At 40.6% G+C, this 19717-nt stretch carries 14 protein-coding genes; 8 read left to right on the top strand and 6 right to left on the bottom strand.

The genetic code is table 11. The features are described 5' to 3' along the window. Nucleotides 1-6 precede the first annotated feature (6 nt). From G0028_RS01520 to G0028_RS01485, 8 genes are all read left to right on the top strand, one after another. Nucleotides 7-1500: a UvrD-helicase domain-containing protein gene (locus tag G0028_RS01520; RefSeq protein WP_174493479.1), complete on the top strand. Its 1494-nt coding sequence runs from the start codon at nt 7-9 to the stop codon at nt 1498-1500. Nucleotides 1501-1535: 35 nt separating this feature from the next. Next, entirely contained in the window at nt 1536-2915 is a 1380-nt protein-coding gene (locus G0028_RS01515) for an ATP-binding protein (RefSeq protein WP_180044970.1), read from the top strand. A 428-nt stretch (nt 2916-3343) separates the two neighbouring features. Next, nucleotides 3344-6181 (top strand): monovalent cation/H+ antiporter subunit A, encoded by a 2838-nt coding sequence (locus G0028_RS01510; RefSeq protein WP_180044971.1) that lies wholly within the window; start codon nt 3344-3346, stop codon nt 6179-6181. A 3-nt stretch (nt 6182-6184) separates the two neighbouring features. Then, nucleotides 6185-6550, top strand: a complete 366-nt coding sequence (locus tag G0028_RS01505; RefSeq protein ID WP_130074439.1) for a Na+/H+ antiporter subunit C — start codon at nt 6185-6187, stop codon at nt 6548-6550. Next, nucleotides 6547-8355: a monovalent cation/H+ antiporter subunit D gene (locus G0028_RS01500; RefSeq protein WP_180044990.1), complete on the top strand. Its 1809-nt coding sequence runs from the start codon at nt 6547-6549 to the stop codon at nt 8353-8355. The genes G0028_RS01505 and G0028_RS01500 overlap by 4 nt, the downstream gene beginning before the upstream one ends. Next, on the top strand, nt 8356-8880 hold the full coding sequence (locus tag G0028_RS01495) for a Na+/H+ antiporter subunit E (RefSeq protein WP_130074437.1): 525 nt from the start codon (nt 8356-8358) through the stop codon (nt 8878-8880). Continuing rightward, nucleotides 8877-9152 (top strand): monovalent cation/H+ antiporter subunit F, encoded by a 276-nt coding sequence (locus G0028_RS01490; RefSeq protein WP_130074436.1) that lies wholly within the window; start codon nt 8877-8879, stop codon nt 9150-9152. The genes G0028_RS01495 and G0028_RS01490 overlap by 4 nt, the downstream gene beginning before the upstream one ends. Before the next feature lie 21 nt (nt 9153-9173). Then, nucleotides 9174-9554, top strand: a complete 381-nt coding sequence (locus tag G0028_RS01485; protein ID WP_130074527.1) for a Na+/H+ antiporter subunit G — start codon at nt 9174-9176, stop codon at nt 9552-9554. Between the two features lie 43 nt (nt 9555-9597). Here G0028_RS01485 and G0028_RS01480 read toward each other — a convergent pair whose 3' ends face one another. The 6 genes from G0028_RS01480 to aroK form a co-directional block, all read right to left on the bottom strand. Beyond that, a complete protein-coding gene (locus tag G0028_RS01480; RefSeq protein WP_180044972.1) occupies nt 9598-10488 on the bottom strand; it encodes a metal-dependent hydrolase in 891 nt (296 codons plus the stop codon). 293 nt (nt 10489-10781) lie between these two features. Then, nucleotides 10782-12203 (bottom strand): FAD-dependent oxidoreductase, encoded by a 1422-nt coding sequence (locus tag G0028_RS01475; RefSeq protein WP_130074434.1) that lies wholly within the window; start codon nt 12201-12203, stop codon nt 10782-10784. Between the two features lie 72 nt (nt 12204-12275). Then, nucleotides 12276-16751, bottom strand: a complete 4476-nt coding sequence (gene gltB, locus G0028_RS01470; protein ID WP_180044973.1) for a glutamate synthase large subunit — start codon at nt 16749-16751, stop codon at nt 12276-12278. A 421-nt stretch (nt 16752-17172) separates the two neighbouring features. Beyond that, entirely contained in the window at nt 17173-18042 is an 870-nt protein-coding gene (locus tag G0028_RS01465) for a hypothetical protein (protein ID WP_174493483.1), read from the bottom strand. A gap of 13 nt (nt 18043-18055) precedes the next feature. Continuing rightward, complete coding sequence (gene aroB, locus G0028_RS01460; RefSeq protein ID WP_130074431.1) at nt 18056-19135, bottom strand: 3-dehydroquinate synthase; 1080 nt, start codon at nt 19133-19135, stop codon at nt 18056-18058. Between the two features lie 25 nt (nt 19136-19160). After that, on the bottom strand, nt 19161-19703 hold the full coding sequence (gene aroK, locus G0028_RS01455) for a shikimate kinase AroK (protein ID WP_130074430.1): 543 nt from the start codon (nt 19701-19703) through the stop codon (nt 19161-19163). Between the last annotated feature and the right edge of the window lie 14 nt (nt 19704-19717).

The following is a 19717-nucleotide window of genomic DNA, read 5'->3' as shown; positions in this document are numbered from 1 at the left end:
AATACTGTGCCTGACATTTTTAAACCAACCTCAGAACAAAGCTTTGCAATTGCTGAAGCACAAAAAGGGCAATCCTTTAAGGTCATTGCCTATGCAGGTACAGGCAAAACCACCACATTAAAACTGATCAGTGATGCGATGCCACAGCGCCGTGGGATGTACTTAGCATTTAATAAAGCCATTGCCACCGAAGCACAACATAAGTTTCACCGCAATGTCGACTGTCGTACATTCCATTCATTGGCATTTCGCAGCGTTCCACGTGGAGTAACGGATAAACTCCGTTTACCACGGCTTAGTCCAAGTTTTATTGCCAAAGAATATCGTTTGATGCCAATTACACTGCGTCGCATGATGGGCGGACGTTATGAAAAATATGTGTTGATGCCAAGTCGTTTGGCGAGTTTGGTTGCCAATGCCGTCAGCTATTTTTGCTCTACGAGCTCTCAGTACCCTGCACCCCGCCATATTCAAGCACCTAGTTGGCTCCATCCTGATGATATAGAAAGCCTACAACAACACCTTTATCCTGCGGTTGAACGGCGTTGGTTAGAATCTATTGATCAAAATCATCAAGCGGGTATTGGTCATGATATTTATTTAAAATTATGGGCATTGTCTGATCCAGTCATCCCTGCAGATTATGTTTTATTTGACGAAGCACAAGATGCTGATCCGCTGATGCTCGGTATTTTATTACGTCAACGCAGTACCCAAGTAATTTATGTGGGCGATGCCCATCAACAAATCTACGCATGGCGTGGTGCAGTGAATGCCATGCAGCAAATGCCCTTACCTGAGTCCCGTTTAACCACTTCGTTTCGTTTTGGTGAGTCGGTTGCCGAGGTTGCCAATAGTTTATTGGGTGCCTTAAATGAAACGGTTCCTTTATTGGGCAATCCAGAACTAAGATCCTCAGTAGTGAATAAACCGCATACCAAAATGCGAGATGCGATTTTATGCCGTACCAATGCCCGTGCAATGGAGTTGTTATTGTCAGGTTTAGTACAAGGCGATAAAGTCAGTTTACAAGCTGACCATGCGCGCTTAAACCGTTTTGTCGATGCAGCAAGTTTACTCAAACAAGGTAAACGTGTGACCGATGTTCCCGAACTAGCGTGGTTTAACTCTTGGCATGATGTACATGAATATTGCGAAACCAATGATGGTAGTGATATTAAGCCCTTGGTGAAATTGGTCGATGATCATGGTACAGAACCACTCAAAAAAGCACTTGCCAAAATTACCCCAATAGAGCAAGCTGATTATGTCATTTCGACTGCACACAAAGCCAAAGGTTTAGAATGGAATCGAGTGCATATCGAAGATGATTACCAATTTAAAATCAATGGACTTGAACATAAAATCAGTGATGAAGAACTGCGTTTACTGTACGTGGCATGTACACGTGCCAAACTCAGTTTAAATATCCATCACATTTACGATCTCATTCAACAGTTAAAAATCAAAAATCCGTTAAAACACCAAGCAACTGCATAAGTTTTAAAACTCAAGTAAATATTTGCAGGTATATTATGAAACTTCTCTCGATCCATCTGCGCCACGTCTATCATTTTGCAGATTTAAAATTAGAGTTGCGTCCTACACAGCAGCCCATCACCTTGATTTTAGGTGCCCAAGCCTCGGGTAAAACTGCCATTTTAAAAAATATTTATCAGTCTTTAACTTGGTTTGCAGCCCGTTTTAAAGATCTACGCACACCAGGTGTGGTCATGCTGGATCAAGACATTATGCAAAATCGTTTGCAGTCCAAACTTGAGGTGTCTATCAAATTTCCGACTGAATTAGGTATATTGCCTGAAAGCAACAACTCACCAGAACAAGACCCTTCAATTTGCACATGGCAGCTCTATAAAACCTTAAATGCAAATGGTGTTGGCATCAGTCGTCCTGAATTGCAACAACTTGAACAATTGGTCGGTTTATATTTAAAAGCCATTCACCAAGATCCATTACAAGGTTTACCTTTAATTGCGTATTACCCTGCTGAGCGTTTTATTAATGAAATTAATTTACTCAGCAAAAACAATCCTGCGGTGATGCAAACCACGGCTGCTTATGAATTAACGCCCATTCCTTTTACCACTTTTACACGCTTTTTTGAGTGGTTTAGAGAAATCAGCGATATTGAAAATGCACAATCAGCACAATTATTTCAAAAAATTCTCAATGAAAATACACAGGCTAATCCAACTCAAGATAACCAATTAAATTCAGATTTTCAGAATGCCCTGTTCCAAGCCCGCAGCCACTTACACTCACCCAGCTTACAAGCTTTAAAAAATAGCCTGAATACCGTTATTCCTGAACTCAGTGATATTTTCATTGAATATAAGCCTAAATTACAGTTAATGGTCACTTATAAAAATCAAACTCAAAATTTTCAACAACTTTCCAGCAGCATTAAAAATTGGATCGCTTTAGTAGGAGATATCGTAAGACGTTTATGTTTACTCAATCCTTTGAGTTTATACCCATGTTTAGAAGGCGATGGTATTTTATTAATTGATCATATAGATGCTGAACTTGACCAAGATCATGCACAAATGATTTTGCCGCGTTTACATCAAGCTTTTCCAGAAATTCAGATTATTGCCAGTACTTTGCATGAGCAATTATTTGAACCTACTGAAAATATGCAACTTTTCCAACTGAATCAGCAAAGAATTCAAGAAATTAAACTCCAAGAATACCATGCAAATTTAGCACAGCTTTATGAAGATCTACAGGATCAAATACCCAACCACACAAACACAGAGATCATGTCTGAACCCGTTTCAGCAGTCGACCAATTGTTTGCACAATTTCAAAAAATGTCGGCACAAGAACAGCAACAATTACGTGAATTATTACATATTGATGATGATCACACCTCGCTCAAGCCCGTACTGTAATAAAGCGCGTTTATACTCTAAATATCAAAAAAGAGGTTGATTTCTCAAATCGTGAATATGCTATAAACGATATACTGCTTAGAAAAATCGAGGTACTTTGCGTCGCTCGTTCTACCTCAACCTTACTGGGTATTTTTCATACAAAATAAATGTCGTATAAGACGTATAATCATTACTCTTTGTGCAAAAACTGACAAAATAAATTGATGTTGAACTAGCCATGTAATAAGATAAAAAATCAATATGAATTAAATTTTTCAATTCATATTGATTTTTCAATCGTTTTATCAAGTTGTGCAACATAGCTTATTTTTTTGTTTTTTTACAATATTTCGGCTTTCAAGATTTAAGTCATTGGATGGTTCTTTGCTTTCCTCAAATCCTTGAAAGATAAAATTCACGATAGGTTCCATGACCTATTCACGACAATGGATATACGTGTGCTACCGATTATCATATTGCTACCGTTAATACTCGGCACCACCCTTGTCTCATGGCTGAAAAATGTCTCACGTGAGGCTACAGCTTTAGGGGCAATTGGAGTCAGTTCAACTAGTTTCATCTTGTTACTGACTCAAGCAAAGCAAGTCTTTCAAGGGGCTGTAATTTCTCAAAGTTGGCCATGGTTGCCACAAGTTGGAATTGATTTAAGTTTTCGCCTCGATGCGCTCGGTTTGATTTTCGCCCTGCTGATTACAGGCATCGGTACACTGATTTATATTTATGCCTATTTCTATCTCAGTGCTAAAAATTCTCTCAGTAAACTGTATTTTTTACTCATGCTGTTTATGGCAGCAATGTTGGGCATTTCTCTCTCCAATAATCTCATTATTCTCTTGGTATTTTGGGAGCTAACCAGTATCTCCTCATTTTTATTGGTCGGTTACTGGAGTAATTATGAGGCAGCACAACGTGGCTCACGTATGGCCTTGACCATTACAGGGATGGGCGGTTTAGCTATGCTTGGTGGGTTTGTGTTGCTAGGGCAAGTCACCCAAACCTATCAAATTGACCAAATTTTAACGATGACAGATACCATTCAAAATAGTCATCTGTTTGTACCCATTTTGTTCCTGATTTTATTGGGTGCTTTTACCAAAAGTGCGCAATTCCCGTTCCATTTTTGGTTGCCCAATGCAATGGCAGCACCAACGCCTGTCTCTGCTTATCTGCATTCGGCAACGATGGTCAAAGCAGGGATTTTCCTATTAGCACGTCTATTACCGATCTTTGTGGGATCAGCTTTATTTCATAATATTGTGACCACGATTGGTCTATTTACGCTCTGCATGGCTGCATTTTTTGCCATTTTCAAAGAAGACTTAAAAGGCTTATTGGCATATTCCACTATCAGTCATCTCGGCTTGATCGTATGTTTATTGGGAATCGGTTCTCCGCTTGCCGTGGCTGCTGCTATTTTTCATATCATTAACCATGCAACCTTTAAAGCAGCATTGTTCATGATTGCAGGTATTATTGATCATGAGTCTGGTACACGAGATTTAAGAAAACTCAGTGGTTTATGGCAACTCTTGCCCTTCACAGGGACCTTAACCATGATCACTGCTGCTTCAATGGCAGGTGTTCCATTGACCAATGGTTTCTTGTCTAAAGAAATGTTCTTTACTGAACTATTGGCAAACTTGTCAGGGACATACGTTGTTTTTGCAGCAATTGTCGCAACATTGGCAGGCTTGTTTGCTGTGGCATATTCTACGCGTTTGGTACACGGCGTATTTTTCGATGGTGGTTTGGGCAAAGATGTTCCCAATAAAGATGCACATGAACCCCCAATTGGCATGCGTCTACCCGCCATTCTGTTAGCTATTTTATGTATTGCAGTGGGTGTATTGCCTGCGCTCTTGGTTGAAAATATTGTCAATGCGGGTACACGTTCGAGTACACAATTAGCCGATTTTACAGGGGTGCATTTAGCGATTTGGCATGGTTTTAATTTGCCTTTACTCATGAGTGCCATTGCCTTAGTCGGTGGTGTAGTCTTCTATTTTACTTTGGCAAAAGGCAGCCGTATCCGTGACATTGACCTTGATCCCAAGCTTGGTCCCTTACAAGGTTATTTAATCTTTGAAAATTTCCTTAAATATTTATTACGTTTTGCACAAAAACTGAAACGCTCCACTGAAACAGGTTCGTTGCAAACGTATTTATTTTGGATTGTGGCATTTAGTCTTGTTTTGGTGGCCACACCAATGCTTAACCAAGGGCTGAGTACAGGCACACGTGAACTCACGCATGCTCCATTTATTGCCATCGTTTTATGGCTGATCCTGTTCTCTGGTTGTTGGATGATGCTATGGTTTCACCATGAGCGTATCAAAGCCGTTTTGATCAGTGGTGCTGTTGGCTTAGTCGTGACGATGGTTTTTGTTACCATGTCTGCACCCGATTTAGCACTAACGCAAATCACGGTTGATGTCGTGACTACAGTATTGTTGCTGATGAGTTTATCGTTATTGCCACAACTCACCCCGTATGAATCAAGTCGTACTCGTCGTTGGCGCGATGCCATTTTGGCGATTGGTGGTGGTTTTGGTATCGGCTGGATTGCTTGGTTAATTCTGACCCGTGATCATAATTCGATTTCTTGGTTCTTTGCACAGCAATCTATTCCTTTAGGCGGTGGCTCAAATATCGTGAATGTGATCTTGGTCGACTTCCGTGGCTTCGATACCTTTGGTGAAATTACCGTGCTTGGTATTGCAGCCATCGGTGCACTTTGTCTGATGGATGGTATGCGTGCGCATGGTACAACGATGACGCAAGGTCTAACCTTCCGTTTCAATCCTTCACCCTTGATGTTTCGTATGACGGCATCATGGGTACTGCCATTGGCATTGGTGGTCAGCCTATATATTTTTCTACGTGGGCACAATTTACCAGGAGGTGGATTTATTGCTGGCTTAATTACCTCTATGGCATTGGTCATTCAATACATCGGTTTAGGTCAAGACAAAGCTGAACAACTCTTACGTGCAAAATCAGGTCGTTTGTATGAAATTTGGATTGGTGCGGGTTTAACCATCGCAGGTTTAACAGGTCTCGCAGCATGGTTCTGGGGACGTCCGTTCCTGACCAGTGCGCATATCTATGTGGAAACCAGTATTTTTGGAAAATTCCATCTCGCATCCGCAGCGGCATTTGACTTAGGCGTATATATCTGTGTGGTTGGCGCAACAATGTTGCTCATTTCAGTGCTGGGCGACTCTCGACATTCGAGTCTTTCTGGCCCTGTACCTAAGGAGTAACTCATGATCAGTCTAGAATTTTTACTCGCTTCAGCCATCGGTTTATTGGTGGCAACAGGAATTTACTTACTGCTTCGTGCACGTACATTTCCCGTGGTATTAGGTTTAGCCATGATCGGCTATGCAGTCAATTTATTCTTATTTGCGATGGGGCGAATCAATATCAATGCGCCTGCTGTACTCACTGATGCAAGTAAAGTCACAGATCCTTTACCACAAGCGTTAGTGTTAACCGCAATTGTGATTGGTTTCGCCACAACTGCATATATTGTGCAACTGGCATTACGCAGTCGCTATGAGTCAGGGACAGATCATGTGGACTCCAAAGATGAGCCGAGCAACTTTGACTCTCGTGAGGATGCACCATAATGAATTTTCTTGATTTTTGGCTGTCTCACACGCCTATTTTCAGTATTTTAATTCCTGCCTTTACAGGTTTTATTCTCATTTTACTGGGTAATCCAGGTTCAGGTTCATTAGCAAATGACTGGCGTCAACCGTGGCGACGGAGTATTAGTTTAATTTCTGCTGTTCTCGGTTTTGTTACAGCACTTTACTATCTCTACCAAGCCAATACTGGGCAGATTTTTGTGTATCAGCTCAGTGAATGGTCAGCACCTTTCGGCATTGTACTGGTTTTAGATCGCTTATCTGCACTGATGTTAGTACTCACCTATGCACTTGCTACACCACTGCTTTGGTTTGCCAGTAAAGAATGGGATGAACGTGGACGTTATTTCCATGCCATGTCACATCTGCTTCTTATGGGGGTATGTGGAGCGTTCTTAACAGGCGATTTATTTAACTTATTCGTCTTTTTTGAAATTTTATTAATGGCATCTTATGTCTTGTTGTTGCATGGACAAGGCAAAGCACGCTTCCAACTTGGTATTCATTACGTCACGATTAATCTTTTAGCTTCAGCTCTGTTCCTTATTGGCTTGGGCATGATCTACGGTAGTGTCGGCACTCTAAATATGACTGATGTGGCACGTATTATTCCAACCTTAGAAAATGATCAGCATACGCTCGCTATTGCAGGTGGATTACTGCTATTTGTGGTCTTTGGTATCAAAGCAGCAATGTTACCTGTAGGTTTTTGGCTACCGAAAACCTATGCCGTTGCTGCAACCCCTGTCGCAGCACTGTTTACCATCATGACCAAAGTCGGAATTTATTCGATTTTAAGGGTCAATGGTACTGTTTTTCAGGATACATGGGGACAGCAAATTTTCAGCAACTATTTGTTGATTATCGGTTTAGTCACCTCTTTATATGGTGCAATCGCGGCGATTGGTACTGAACGTTTAAGACGTTTTGTTGGCTTTATGATTTTGTCTTCAGTCGGGACTATTTTGGTTGCGATTGCATTGTTAAATGAACAGGCATGGTCAGCAGGTTTGTATTACATGGTGCACAGTACCATTATTGCGGCATCGTTCTATTTACTCTGTGGTTGGATCACGTCACAACGTGGCATATTCAAAGACCACCTCAAAGTTGCACCTAAAATGAAGCAAGAAAAAGCCGTTTCAATCAGCTTTTTTATCATTGCTTTAATGATGGCAGGTTTACCACCATTTAGTGGTTTTTTAGGTAAGGTTTTGATTTTGCAAGCGACTGCTGGCTCAGCATATCAATTATGGATCATTATTATTGTTTTATTGGTCAGTTTACTCAGTATCATCGCATTTACCCGTGCTGGCTTTATACTGTTTTGGCGTGCAACAAAACCTGAAGATAATCCTAAAGAAGAAGCCTTTGCTGCTTATCAGCAATTACCTGAAAAATCACCTGCACGAAATGATAAAACCATTTACATTTTATTATTTGGTTTGATCATGTATGTGGTCTGTGCTCAACCGCTTGTACATTATTTAGAATTAACATCGAAACAGTTAAAAGATACCCAACTGTATCAAAAAATGATTTTAAAAACAGATGCTGACCATAATGTCATTAGTGTACAACCGTTTGATCCAAACTACTTACCAGAAACGAAATATGGGGGTGAAAGCCCTGATGCCAATGCTCATCTGATTCCTTATATTGTTTCGCCAAAAACCATGCAAGGCGAGCATATTTCTGAGTTTAAGCAACGCCAAATTCAACAGCAAGGACATGAGTTAACCCCTATTGATGACAATAAACTAAAACCGATGGAGGAACAATAAATGGACAATAAAGTTTCATTCCTTGACCGTTATTTTCCTCATCCTTTTATCTCAATAATCGTGGCTTTAAGTTGGCTCATGCTGGGACATAGCTTTGAGTTATTTGATATTTTTTGCGCTTTAATTTTAGGGATCATCATTCCTAAACTGCTTCAACCTTTTGTTGTACGCACACCTAATATTCACTGGACTTTGGCAGCTAAACTATTTTTTGTCGTACTGTGGGATATTATTATTTCTAATATCCGTGTTGCTAAACAAGTACTTGGTCCAACAAAAAATTTACATCCCAAATGGTATCGGGTGCCTTTAGAAACTGATCATGAACATGTCAATACCTTACTGGCCATGATTATTACCACCACCCCAGGCACTGTCACAGCAGGGATCGACCAAGAACGTGGTGATATATTGGTACATTCGTTGAGTTCAGATGATCCTGAAGCGGAAATTCAAGACATTAAAGCTCGTTATGAAGCCCCTCTGATTGCCATTTTTAATGCAACACAAGGAGATGATGCATGATCATTTTGCCTTATGCTTTAGGAATTTGCTTATTGGCATTGGCTATCTCAATGCTATTTTGCCTCTATCGTTTAATCATCGGACCTTCGATCGTTGACCGTTTATTGGCGCTTGATACCTTATTTTTAAATGCCACTTGTCTGGTGGTCTTGCTTGGCATCTATTGGGCAAGCACCAATTTATTTGAAGGGGCATTATTGGTTGCAATGCTTGGTTTTGTTTCAACTGCAGCATTAGCACGTTACTTCACCACTGGTCATGTGATCGATTAGGAGCAAAAAATGGAAATCAATATGCAACTGATCATGGAAATTATTGTTTCATTCTTCCTAATTGTAGGTGCATTCTTCCTGCTAGTCGGTGGCATTGGGATGGTGAAACTGCCCGATTTATTTATGCGCCTGCATGCACCAACTAAATCGAGTACTTTGGGTTTAGGAAGCTTTTTATTGGCTGCGATGATCTATGCAGCTTTTCAAGGTCGTTTTGGATTTGCAGAATTGCTCATCACTTTATTTGCATTTATCACAGCACCTGTATCTGCAAATTTAATTGCACAGGCCGCGATTCACCTACGTTTACGCTCCACCTCAGGTGATGTACCCGAAGCTCTTGACCGCCCTTTACCTTGGCAGCGTCAACGTAAACTTAAACAGTTTGATGATGAAATTTAACTCAAAAGCCAATGATCGACATTGGCTTTTTTATATCAAAGCATTAACTATATAAAGCTGGATGAGCATCTTCTTGGAAGCTTTCCATGCCATAATCATCTGCTAACTTTTCTTTCCAATACGCCACGATTTTTGAATAATCAATTTCATCAGGATGAAAATCTGCTTTGTAATATGACAAATATTCAGGAATTAATGAAATCAACATTTTGGAAATCATATATACACCAAAAATATTTTGTGGCACTTTAGGTAAGCTTTTCTTCCAATCTTGCATAAATAAACGCGTTGCAGAATAAAACGTCAAACTTGCAAAACCTGTCGTGACATTGCGCATTACACGGCGACGTACTTGATCATCATGGTAAATCGCTTGATACACATCAAAAGCCACTGCACGATGTTCAATTTCCTCAATTGCATGCCATACCCACAGTTTAATTGCATCGTCATCTAAGGTTTGCAGCACTTCAGGATGACGTAAAATATAGCCCCCCAAGAGTGCCGTAAAATGTTCAAAAGCAGCCGTTACCGCAAGTTGTAACTTTGGATGCACGCTCTTAATAAAAGCATCACGACGACCTAACCAAGCTTGAAAACTATCTAAGTTATAGTCATCACGACGCCAAGCATCATTAAAATCAGCATGGGCTTTAGAATGCATCGCCTCTTGACCAATAAACGCCGCAATCTGTGCTTGTAATTTTTCATCCGTGATTTTGTCACGCACATTCCGCACGCTATGAACAAAGAATTGTTCACCAATTGGAAATGTTGAAGACAATGCTGTCAATAAATGTGACATGACTGGAGAATTCGCAAAAAAATGTCTGCGAATATTTTTCGGATTAAAGCTAGGTTTACGTACTTTAATCCCAATCGCTTTTGGGCGGTTTAAATATGATTTTTCTTTCGCCACTTGTGCAACTGTCATCGGGATAATCCTACATTTGTTGGAATTTAAATCTATACTGACAGATCATTCAAAATTGTATATTGCCAAAATGATCACACAATTGGCATAAACGTTAATTGAGTCATTTCAGCCAATTTAACCGCAGAACACTGGTTATAAATAAAATCATAAACCATTGAATATAAAATGAATAATAAAAAATAAATCACATATATTTTTTTACATTTTACCCTGTATTTCATCATAAAAACAAAACCCGCATGACTGCGGGCTTTGGAAATGGGTCTTTGAATTTTAGACGTATCATCCAATCAAACGTCAAGGTAATCCAAAATACCTTCTGCTGCCTGACGACCTTCCCAGATAGCAGTCACTACCAAGTCAGAGCCACGCACCATATCGCCACCCGCAAAAATTTTCGGATTAGATGTTTGGAATTTATATTCTTGTTTCTCAGCGGCAACAACACGCCCAGAACCGTCAAGGTTAATATTTGCATCTGCAAACCAATCTGCTGGACTCGTACGGAAACCAAATGCCAATAAAACTGAATCAGCTGGTAAAACTTCTTCAGAACCTGGAATTGGCTCAGGGCTACGACGACCACGACTGTCCGGTTGACCCAATTGAGTCGTAACAAATTTAACACCTGTTACTTTTCCATTTTCACCAACAATTTCAATCGGTTGACGGTTAAATTGGAATTCCACACCTTCTTCACGTGCATTTTTTACTTCACGACGTGAACCCGGCATGTTTTCTTCGTCACGGCGATATGCACAAGTCACAGAAGTTGCACCTTGACGAATTGAAGTACGGTTACAGTCCATCGCAGTATCACCACCACCAAGAACGATCACCTTTTTACCTTCAACACTGATGTATTCAGACGGATCTTTTTCCCAACCTTGGGTGCGGTTCACATTCGCAATGAGGAAATCAAGTGCATCGACCACACCATCTAAATCCTCACCTGCAAAACCACCTTTCATGTAAGTGTATGTTCCCATACCCATAAAGACTGCATCATAGTCAGCAAGTAACTGATCAATGGTCACATCCGTGCCAATTTCAGTATTTAAACGGAATTCAACGCCCATACCTGAGAAAATCTCACGGCGACGTTTCATCACATCTTTTTCCATTTTAAATTCAGGAATACCAAAAGTGAGCAAACCGCCAATTTCAGGGCGCTTGTCGAATACAACAGGCTTAACACCATTACGCACTAAAATATCTGCACAACCTAAGCCTGCTGGACCTGCACCAATGATGGCAACTTTTTTATTGGTCCATTTCACAGATGACATATCTGGACGCCAGCCGAGTGCAAACGCCGTATCATTAATATATTTTTCAGCATTACCAATCGTCACTGCACCAAAACCGTCATTTAGGGTACATGCTCCTTCACATAAACGATCTTGTGGACATACACGACCACACACTTCAGGCAAAGTATTGGTTTGATGGCAAAGCTCTGCCGCTTGGAAAATGCGACCTTCTGCAATCAGTTTCAACCAGTTTGGAATGTAGTTATGTACTGGACATTTCCATTCGCAATATGGATTACCACAACCTAAACAACGGTGGGTCTGATTTGCTGCCACTTCGGCTGTAAAAGGTTTATAAATTTCCACAAACTCTGCTTTGCGGACATTGAGATCTTTTTTCTCAGGGTCTTGGCGTGCGACATCCAGAAATTGAAAGTCATTATTTAGGCGCTCAGCCATGTCTCTCTCCGTGGGTAGGCACAAACAGTGGATTGATCTGTTGTGCCTGCCTATGTATCAGCAGTAGTAGAATTATTGTGGATCAGCTTTGGTTGTTTTTAATAAGGTCTGTAAATTTGCAGCCTTTGGTTTAACCAACCAGAATTTACGACTGTAAAAATCAAACTCATTACGAATTTTATACGCCCAAGCACTACCTGTTTCAGCAATATGTTCATCCAAAATACGAAGTAAGAATTCTTGATGTTCTTCCATCGCTTCTGTAGAAATACGGTTCAATTCGATGAGTTCATGGTTATAGTAATCAACAAAGTCATTATCTAAGTCAAGTACATAAGCAAAACCACCTGTCATCCCTGCACCAAAGTTGTGTCCAACTTTGCCCAGTACTGTCACGATCCCGCCTGTCATGTATTCACAACAATGGTCGCCTGCACCTTCAATTACTGCAAACGCACCAGAGTTACGTACCGCAAAACGTTCACCTGCTGTACCTGCTGCAAACAACTTACCGCCTGTTGCACCATAAAGACAAGTATTACCAATAATCGCGGTTTCTTGAGTTTGGAAAGGTGAGCCTTTTGGTGGGAAAATTGAGACACGACCACCCGCCATGCCTTTACCCACATAGTCATTCGCATCGCCTTCAAGGCTGATATGCAAACCACCTGCGTTCCACACACCCAAAGACTGACCTGCTGTACCCGTCAAATTCACTTTAACAGGATGGTTTTCCATGCTTAAGTTACCATAACGCTTCGCAATTTCACCTGAAATACGCGCACCGATTGAACGATCACAGTTACCGATAGTAAAGTGATATTCACCGCCTGTACCTGCTTCAATCGCAGGCAGCATTTCTGCCACCATTTTCTCTGCAAGAACACCTTTATCAAATGGTGCATTGCCTTGAACTTGACAATATTGCGCTTTACCTTCGGCAGCAGGATGCGATTCTAACAAAGCACTTAAGTCAAGGTTGGCATGTTTTTCAGTTTCACCTGGTAACATTTCAAGTAAATCAGTACGACCAATCAAGTCTTTTAAACTTGCAACACCAAGTGCTGCCAACCATTCACGTGTTTCTTCGGCAATGAAGTGGAAGAAGTTAATCAACATTTCAGGTTCACCAATGTAGTGTTCCTGACGTAAATGATCTTGTTGAGTTGCAACACCTGTTGCACAGTTATTTAAATGGCAAATACGAAGATATTTACAACCCAAAGCAATCATTGGCGTAGAACCAAAGCCAAAGCTTTCAGCACCGAGAATGGCTGCTTTAACCACGTCTAAACCTGTTTTCAGACCGCCATCGGTTTGTACACGCACTTTACCACGGAGATCATTTACGCGAAGCGCTTGGTGAGCTTCAGAAAGACCCAATTCCCATGGCGAACCTGCATGGTGAATCGAAGAAAGTGGAGATGCTGCTGTACCACCGTCATAACCTGAAATGGTAATAAAATCGGCATAAGCTTTGGCAACACCTGCGGCAATCGTACCGACACCTGGCTCAGATACCAATTTCACCGATACCATCGCTTGAGGATTGACCTGTTTTAAGTCGAAGATCAATTGCGATAAATCTTCAATTGAATAAATATCATGGTGTGGTGGTGGAGAAATAAGCGTTACACCTGGTACAGAATAACGTAAACGTGCAATTAAGCCATTTACTTTACCACCCGGTAACTGACCACCTTCACCCGGTTTTGCACCTTGCGCAACTTTAATCTGTAAAACTTCAGCAGACGTTAAATAGGCAGGCGTTACACCAAAACGACCTGATGCAATTTGTTTGATTTTCGAGTTACGAATTGTGCCATAACGTGCAGGATCTTCACCGCCCTCACCTGAGTTTGAACGACCACCAATGGTGTTCATGGCAATTGCAATCGCTTCATGTGCTTCAGGAGACAATGCACCCAATGACATGCCTGCTGAGTCAAAACGTGGCAGAATTTCTTCAACCGACTCAACCGCTTCCAATGGAATGGAGTTATCAGTTTTGAGTTTTAATAAATCACGAATGGTTGCAATTGGACGTGTATTTACAAGCTCTGCATATTCTTTAAAGTCAGCATAATTGCCTGAACGCACTGATTTATGTAAGGCATTGATTACGTCAGGATTAAAGGCATGGTATTCCTTGTCGAAGACGAATTTCAACAAACCACCCTGCTCGATTGGTTTACGTGATTTCCACGCTGTCTCTGCCAATTTTTTCAAATCATTTTCAAGGTCAACAAAAGTTGCACCTTTGATACGGCTTGGCACACCTGTGAAGCATTTATTAACCACTTCTTCAGATAAACCAACGGCTTCAAACAACTGACCACCACGGTAAGAGGCAACAGTCGAAATCCCCATTTTCGAAAGAACTTTCAATAAGCCTTTTTCAATGCCTTTACGGAAGTTGGCTTGTGCATGGATTGGATCGCCCAATAACTCACCTTTTGCGATCAAGTCATTGATCACGTCATACGCTAAGTATGGATAAATCGCAGTCGCACCAAAACCAAGGATTACCGCAAACTGATGTGCATCACGTGCTAAAGCAGTTTCAACAATAATGTTGGCATCGGTACGTAAACCCACTTCAATTAAATAATGATGAATCGCACCTGTCACCATCGCAGCATTGGCAGGCAAGAAACCTTCACGGATTTTTTTGTCCGAAATCACCAATAATGTTTTGCCATCACGAATCGCCTGAGCTGCCTCGCTACAAATACGCGTAATTGCTGCTTCCAAACCTTCGTTTTCAGCATAGTTCAAATCGATGTCTGCAATTTCATATCCCTTACGACCAAGGGTACGAATTTGGTGCATTTTTGAATTAGATAATACAGGGCTTGAAATAATCAAACGGTCTGCATGCTCAGGACCTTGTTCAAAGACATTTTGTTCACGACCTAAACAAGTTTCGAGTGACATGACAATTGATTCACGTAACGGATCAATTGGTGGATTGGTCACTTGGGCAAACTGTTGACGGAAATAATCTGTCACATGGCGAACTTGACGTGACAATACAGCCATTGGTGTATCATCACCCATCGAGCCAACAGCCTCTTGACCACTTTCAGCGATTGGGCGAAGCAATTGATCACGTTCTTCAAAGGTCACCATAAACATTTTTTGTGCCGATTTTAAAGCATCGCCTTTCAAACCTTGGTCACATAAATACTCTTCAAGCTCAGGGCTACCTTGTACACGTACTGAATTTTCACGTAACCATTCACGGTATGGACGCATTTTTTTCAGGTGGTTGCTGACATCTTTAGTATCAAGCATTTTACCTGTAAAAGTATCAACAACTAAAATTTGACCTGGTCCCACACGACCTTTAGACACTACATCTTCAGGTTCATAACCCCAAACCCCAATTTCTGATGCAAGTGTGATATAGCCATTTTTAGTAATCACCCAACGTGCTGGTCGTAAACCATTACGATCAAGCATACAAATTGCATGACGACCGTCTTGAATAACCAGACCTGCAGGACCATCCCAAGCTTCCATATGCTTAGAGTTAAACTCATAGAATGCGCGTAAGTCAGCATCTAGAGTTTCCACGTTTTGCCAAGCTGGTGGGACTAACATACGTAATGCACGGAACAAGTCCATACCACCACCGACCAAGATCTCAAGCATATTATCCATACTTGAAGAATCCGAACCTGTACGGTTTACAATCGGATTTAAATCAGTTAAGCCTGGTAATAATGGATTTTCGAATTTCGGGGTACGTGCTGCAGCCCAATTGCGGTTTGCAGTAATGGTGTTGATTTCACCGTTGTGTGCCAAATAACGGAATGGCTGTGCCAATGGCCAACGTGGCAATGTATTGGTAGAGAAGCGTTGGTGAAACACTACGATATGCGAATCTAAACGCTCATCTGCAAGGTCAGTATAGAAGTCTGCAATATAAGCAGGCATCATTAACCCTTTATAACTGATCACAGTTGAACATAATGTAGTGACATAAAAATATGGATCATTCGTGATTTTTTGTTCAGCACGACGACGTGCCATAAATAACTTACGGTTAAATTCCGCTTCAGTCACACCCATTGGGCAATTGACAAAAATTTGTTCAAATGCAGGTAAAGACTGCATTGCGATCGAACCAAGTGCATCATTATTGGTTGGAACGACACGCCAACCAATCACACGACAACCTTCTTCTTCGATTTCTTTGGTCAGTACTTGTTTTGCATGTGCTGCTAAAGCAGGATCTAAATTTAAAAAGACGGTTCCGACCGCAAAAATTTCACTCAGGGTAATATCACTGATTTTTTTTGCTTCTTCACGAAAGAATGCTTTTGGCATCGCTAAGAGTAAGCCACAACCATCACCGGTCTTACCATCTGCAGCAATACCACCACGATGCGTCATACAACTTAAACTATGAATTGCGGTCTTGACGAGGTCATGACTTGCATCACCCTGCATATGGGCGATCAAACCGAAACCACAGTTATCTTTAAACTCATCCGGTTGGTATAAACCTTGAGCGGGAGCTACAGTATTAGGCGATGGCATGTGCATAGCGTACCCTTCTTTTAACAAAGGCCCATAAGGGCAAAAATCTAATATATAAAACCAGTGAGAGTATTGACTAATCATTAGTAATACACTTTCGGTTCTCACTACTCCAGTTCGTTTTGAATTAAATTGCAAATAGTTTTTACTTGTTCACTCTGCACTTATTTAAAGCAATCCAACTGGTTTCAAGCATCAATTGATTTAATCAGTTTGCGCCAAAATAGGGACAACTTCATCAATCAATGCACCAATAAAGCAATAAATATGCCAAAACCTATTTTTATTCACCATTTAATGCAAATCTAATAAAAATAAAGCTTCTTTTCAGTATTTATTCTTTATTTCTTTTATACATCATTGCACTATTCTTGTGCAAATGCTTTTATTTAGCCCCAAATTCGCTCTATTTTAGTACCATTCAGTTAAATGGGTCACTAATTTCCTGCGTAGTTGGTTTTCGTTCTATTGTTGGTGCAGTTGTTGTATTCGTTGTAGGCGTTGTGGTTGTCATTGGCCGCTTTTGCTCTGTAGCTGCTGGATCTTTATTTACTGGAGCTGTAGAGGGTGTCGAAGTTGTAGGTGCGACTGTTTTGGTTGTACTAGAAGAAGATGGCGCAACAGGCTTAGGCTGTGCCAACAAAGACTCATCAATAATAGGCAATGCAGCAGGTCTTAAGTTGATATTATAAAGTTTATTTCCACCCAACATTTCCTCTGAACCTAAATCATTGACCAAACTTGCATATTGCTCCAAACCAACTACTTGCGGTTGAATCGTATTTGGTAATTTTAATGTGGTTAGTTGTTGTAATGCTGCTTTGGCTTGATCATCATTTTTATAAACACCATATGCCATGACATATTGTTCAGCTTGATCTTCAGCACTTAAACGAAAATAAATCAAATTTTTACGGTCTGCTTGCTTCAATAAAAAACCACGAATCACATCTTCATTCGATGATTTAAACAATTCAATAATATAATTTTTCTTATTTTCCTCAAAAAATTTAGTCCCACGAAACTCAGGCTCATGATTACCTGAAGCAACCACTCGCGTGGTCATTTCAAGTGGGCGGACTTCATCCATTAATGCACCAAGATGGGTCGTTGCAGCAACTTTCTCAGGTTGGATTTGAACTTGAGTTTCCTCAATTGGATTACTGACTTCAACCAACTCTTTGGTATCCGTCATGGCCCAAAAAATCAGTGCAGCAACAAAGCACAGCAATCCCATTATTAACCAAATATAGTGTTGAATATTCTGCCAATTTAAACGAATTGCTGCCATTGCCTGAACCTTATTATGCTTGGTTAGCGAGAATTGCCTGTTTCATCAACTCTACATCAAAATCTTTGGTAATTACTGCTTGCCCAAGTTGCTTCATGAGCACCAAACGCAATTGACCATTTAACACTTTTTTGTCGTGTGACATATATGCCAAAAACTCCTCAAGTGGAATTTTAGGACATACTATAGGTAATTTGGCACGTTGTATGATTTTTTTTGTACGTTCTAAATCATCAGCACTGATCCACCCCATCCGCTGAGATAGATCAGCCGCCATGACCATACCTGTTGCCACAGCTTCGCCATGCAACCATTCACCATAACCAAGATAGGATTCAATTGCATGCCCAAAGGTATGCCCTAAATTGAGCAATGCACGTTCACCTTGTTCTTTTTCATCATTAGCCACAATACGTGCTTTATGCGCACATGAACGATAAACTGCTTCTGCTAATAATTCAGCATCTTGTTTCAGCAAACCCTCGATATTCTGCTCAAGCCATGTTAAAAATTCTGCATCGCCCAACAAAGCATATTTGATCACTTCAGCCAAACCTGCTGATAACTCACGCGGTGGCAAGGTACTCAGCTGTGCCATATCGGCTAAAACCACCTGGGGTTGCTGAAATGCACCAATCATGTTCTTGCCGAGTGGATGATTAATTCCTGTTTTACCACCCACACTTGAATCAACTTGCGACAACAAAGTTGTCGGAACCTGAATGAAATAAACACCTCGTTGAAAACATGCTGAAGCAAAACCAGCCATATCTCCAATCACACCACCGCCCAGTGCTAATACCGTTGCATCACGGTTAAAACCATTTTCCAATAAAGCATCAAAAATTAAATTCAAATGTTCAATATTTTTATATTTCTCACCATCAGGCAACACGCATGTGGCAACTTTTTTTCCTAATTTCTTAATCGCTTCAACATAATATTCTAGATATAAAGCTTGTACAGTTGTATTTGTCACAATCATCACTTGCTGCCCCTGAATATAAGGTTCGAGTAATTCTTGCGGGTTTAAATGACTACCAATAAAAATTGGATAACGACGATCACCAAGTTCAACATGTAAAGTTTGCATGAATACCTATGCCTAACAACCAAGATTAAATAATATCTTTAGAAATAATCAATTGTAAAATACGTTGTGCTAAATCTCGCGCAGCACCTTGATTGGTCTCAATAATATAATGTGCGACCTCTCGATATAAAGGATCACGAACATTTAACAGGTCTCTTAATTTTTGCTCTGGATTTTCCACTTGCAATAAAGGACGATTTTTATCACGGTAGGTTCGTTGTAATTGAAGTTCTACAGGCGTATATAAATAAATGACGATACCACGATGTTTTAAATATTCTCGATTCACCGCTTGTGTGACTGCACCACCACCTGTAGCAAGAACTAAATTCTTTTTGGTCGTTAACTCGTTAATTACCACTGACTCACGAGAACGAAATCCCGTCTCCCCTTCCTTTTCAAAAATCCAAGGAATGGTTGCACCTGTTTTACGCTCAATTTCATGATCACTGTCTAGAAATTCACGTCCTAACAAATCTGCTAAATGTCGACCAACAGTTGTTTTTCCTGCTCCCATTGGCCCTACCAAATAAATATTTGGTAGGGTTTCAAACTCTTTGCTTGGCAAGGAGTCACCTATTG

This window comes from Acinetobacter piscicola (assembly GCF_015218165.1).
Taxonomy (GTDB): Bacteria; Pseudomonadota; Gammaproteobacteria; order Pseudomonadales; family Moraxellaceae; genus Acinetobacter; species Acinetobacter piscicola_A.
This window is presented reverse-complemented; position numbering and strand designations above follow the sequence as displayed.

Excerpts from the sequence above, each read along its gene's own strand:
- G0028_RS01515 (WP_180044970.1), top strand. The coding sequence starts at position 1,536 with ATGAAACTTCTCTCGATCCATCTGCGCCACGTCTATCATTTTGCAGAT.
- G0028_RS01510 (WP_180044971.1), top strand. The coding sequence starts at position 3,344 with ATGGATATACGTGTGCTACCGATTATCATATTGCTACCGTTAATACTC.
- G0028_RS01505 (WP_130074439.1), top strand. The coding sequence starts at position 6,185 with ATGATCAGTCTAGAATTTTTACTCGCTTCAGCCATCGGTTTATTGGTG.
- G0028_RS01495 (WP_130074437.1), top strand. The coding sequence starts at position 8,356 with ATGGACAATAAAGTTTCATTCCTTGACCGTTATTTTCCTCATCCTTTT.
- G0028_RS01490 (WP_130074436.1), top strand. The coding sequence starts at position 8,877 with ATGATCATTTTGCCTTATGCTTTAGGAATTTGCTTATTGGCATTGGCT.
- G0028_RS01485 (WP_130074527.1), top strand. The coding sequence starts at position 9,174 with ATGCAACTGATCATGGAAATTATTGTTTCATTCTTCCTAATTGTAGGT.
- G0028_RS01480 (WP_180044972.1), bottom strand. The coding sequence starts at position 10,488 with ATGACAGTTGCACAAGTGGCGAAAGAAAAATCATATTTAAACCGCCCA.
- G0028_RS01475 (WP_130074434.1), bottom strand. The coding sequence starts at position 12,203 with ATGGCTGAGCGCCTAAATAATGACTTTCAATTTCTGGATGTCGCACGC.
- gltB (WP_180044973.1), bottom strand. The coding sequence starts at position 16,751 with ATGCCATCGCCTAATACTGTAGCTCCCGCTCAAGGTTTATACCAACCG.
- G0028_RS01465 (WP_174493483.1), bottom strand. The coding sequence starts at position 18,042 with ATGGCAGCAATTCGTTTAAATTGGCAGAATATTCAACACTATATTTGG.
- aroB (WP_130074431.1), bottom strand. The coding sequence starts at position 19,135 with ATGCAAACTTTACATGTTGAACTTGGTGATCGTCGTTATCCAATTTTT.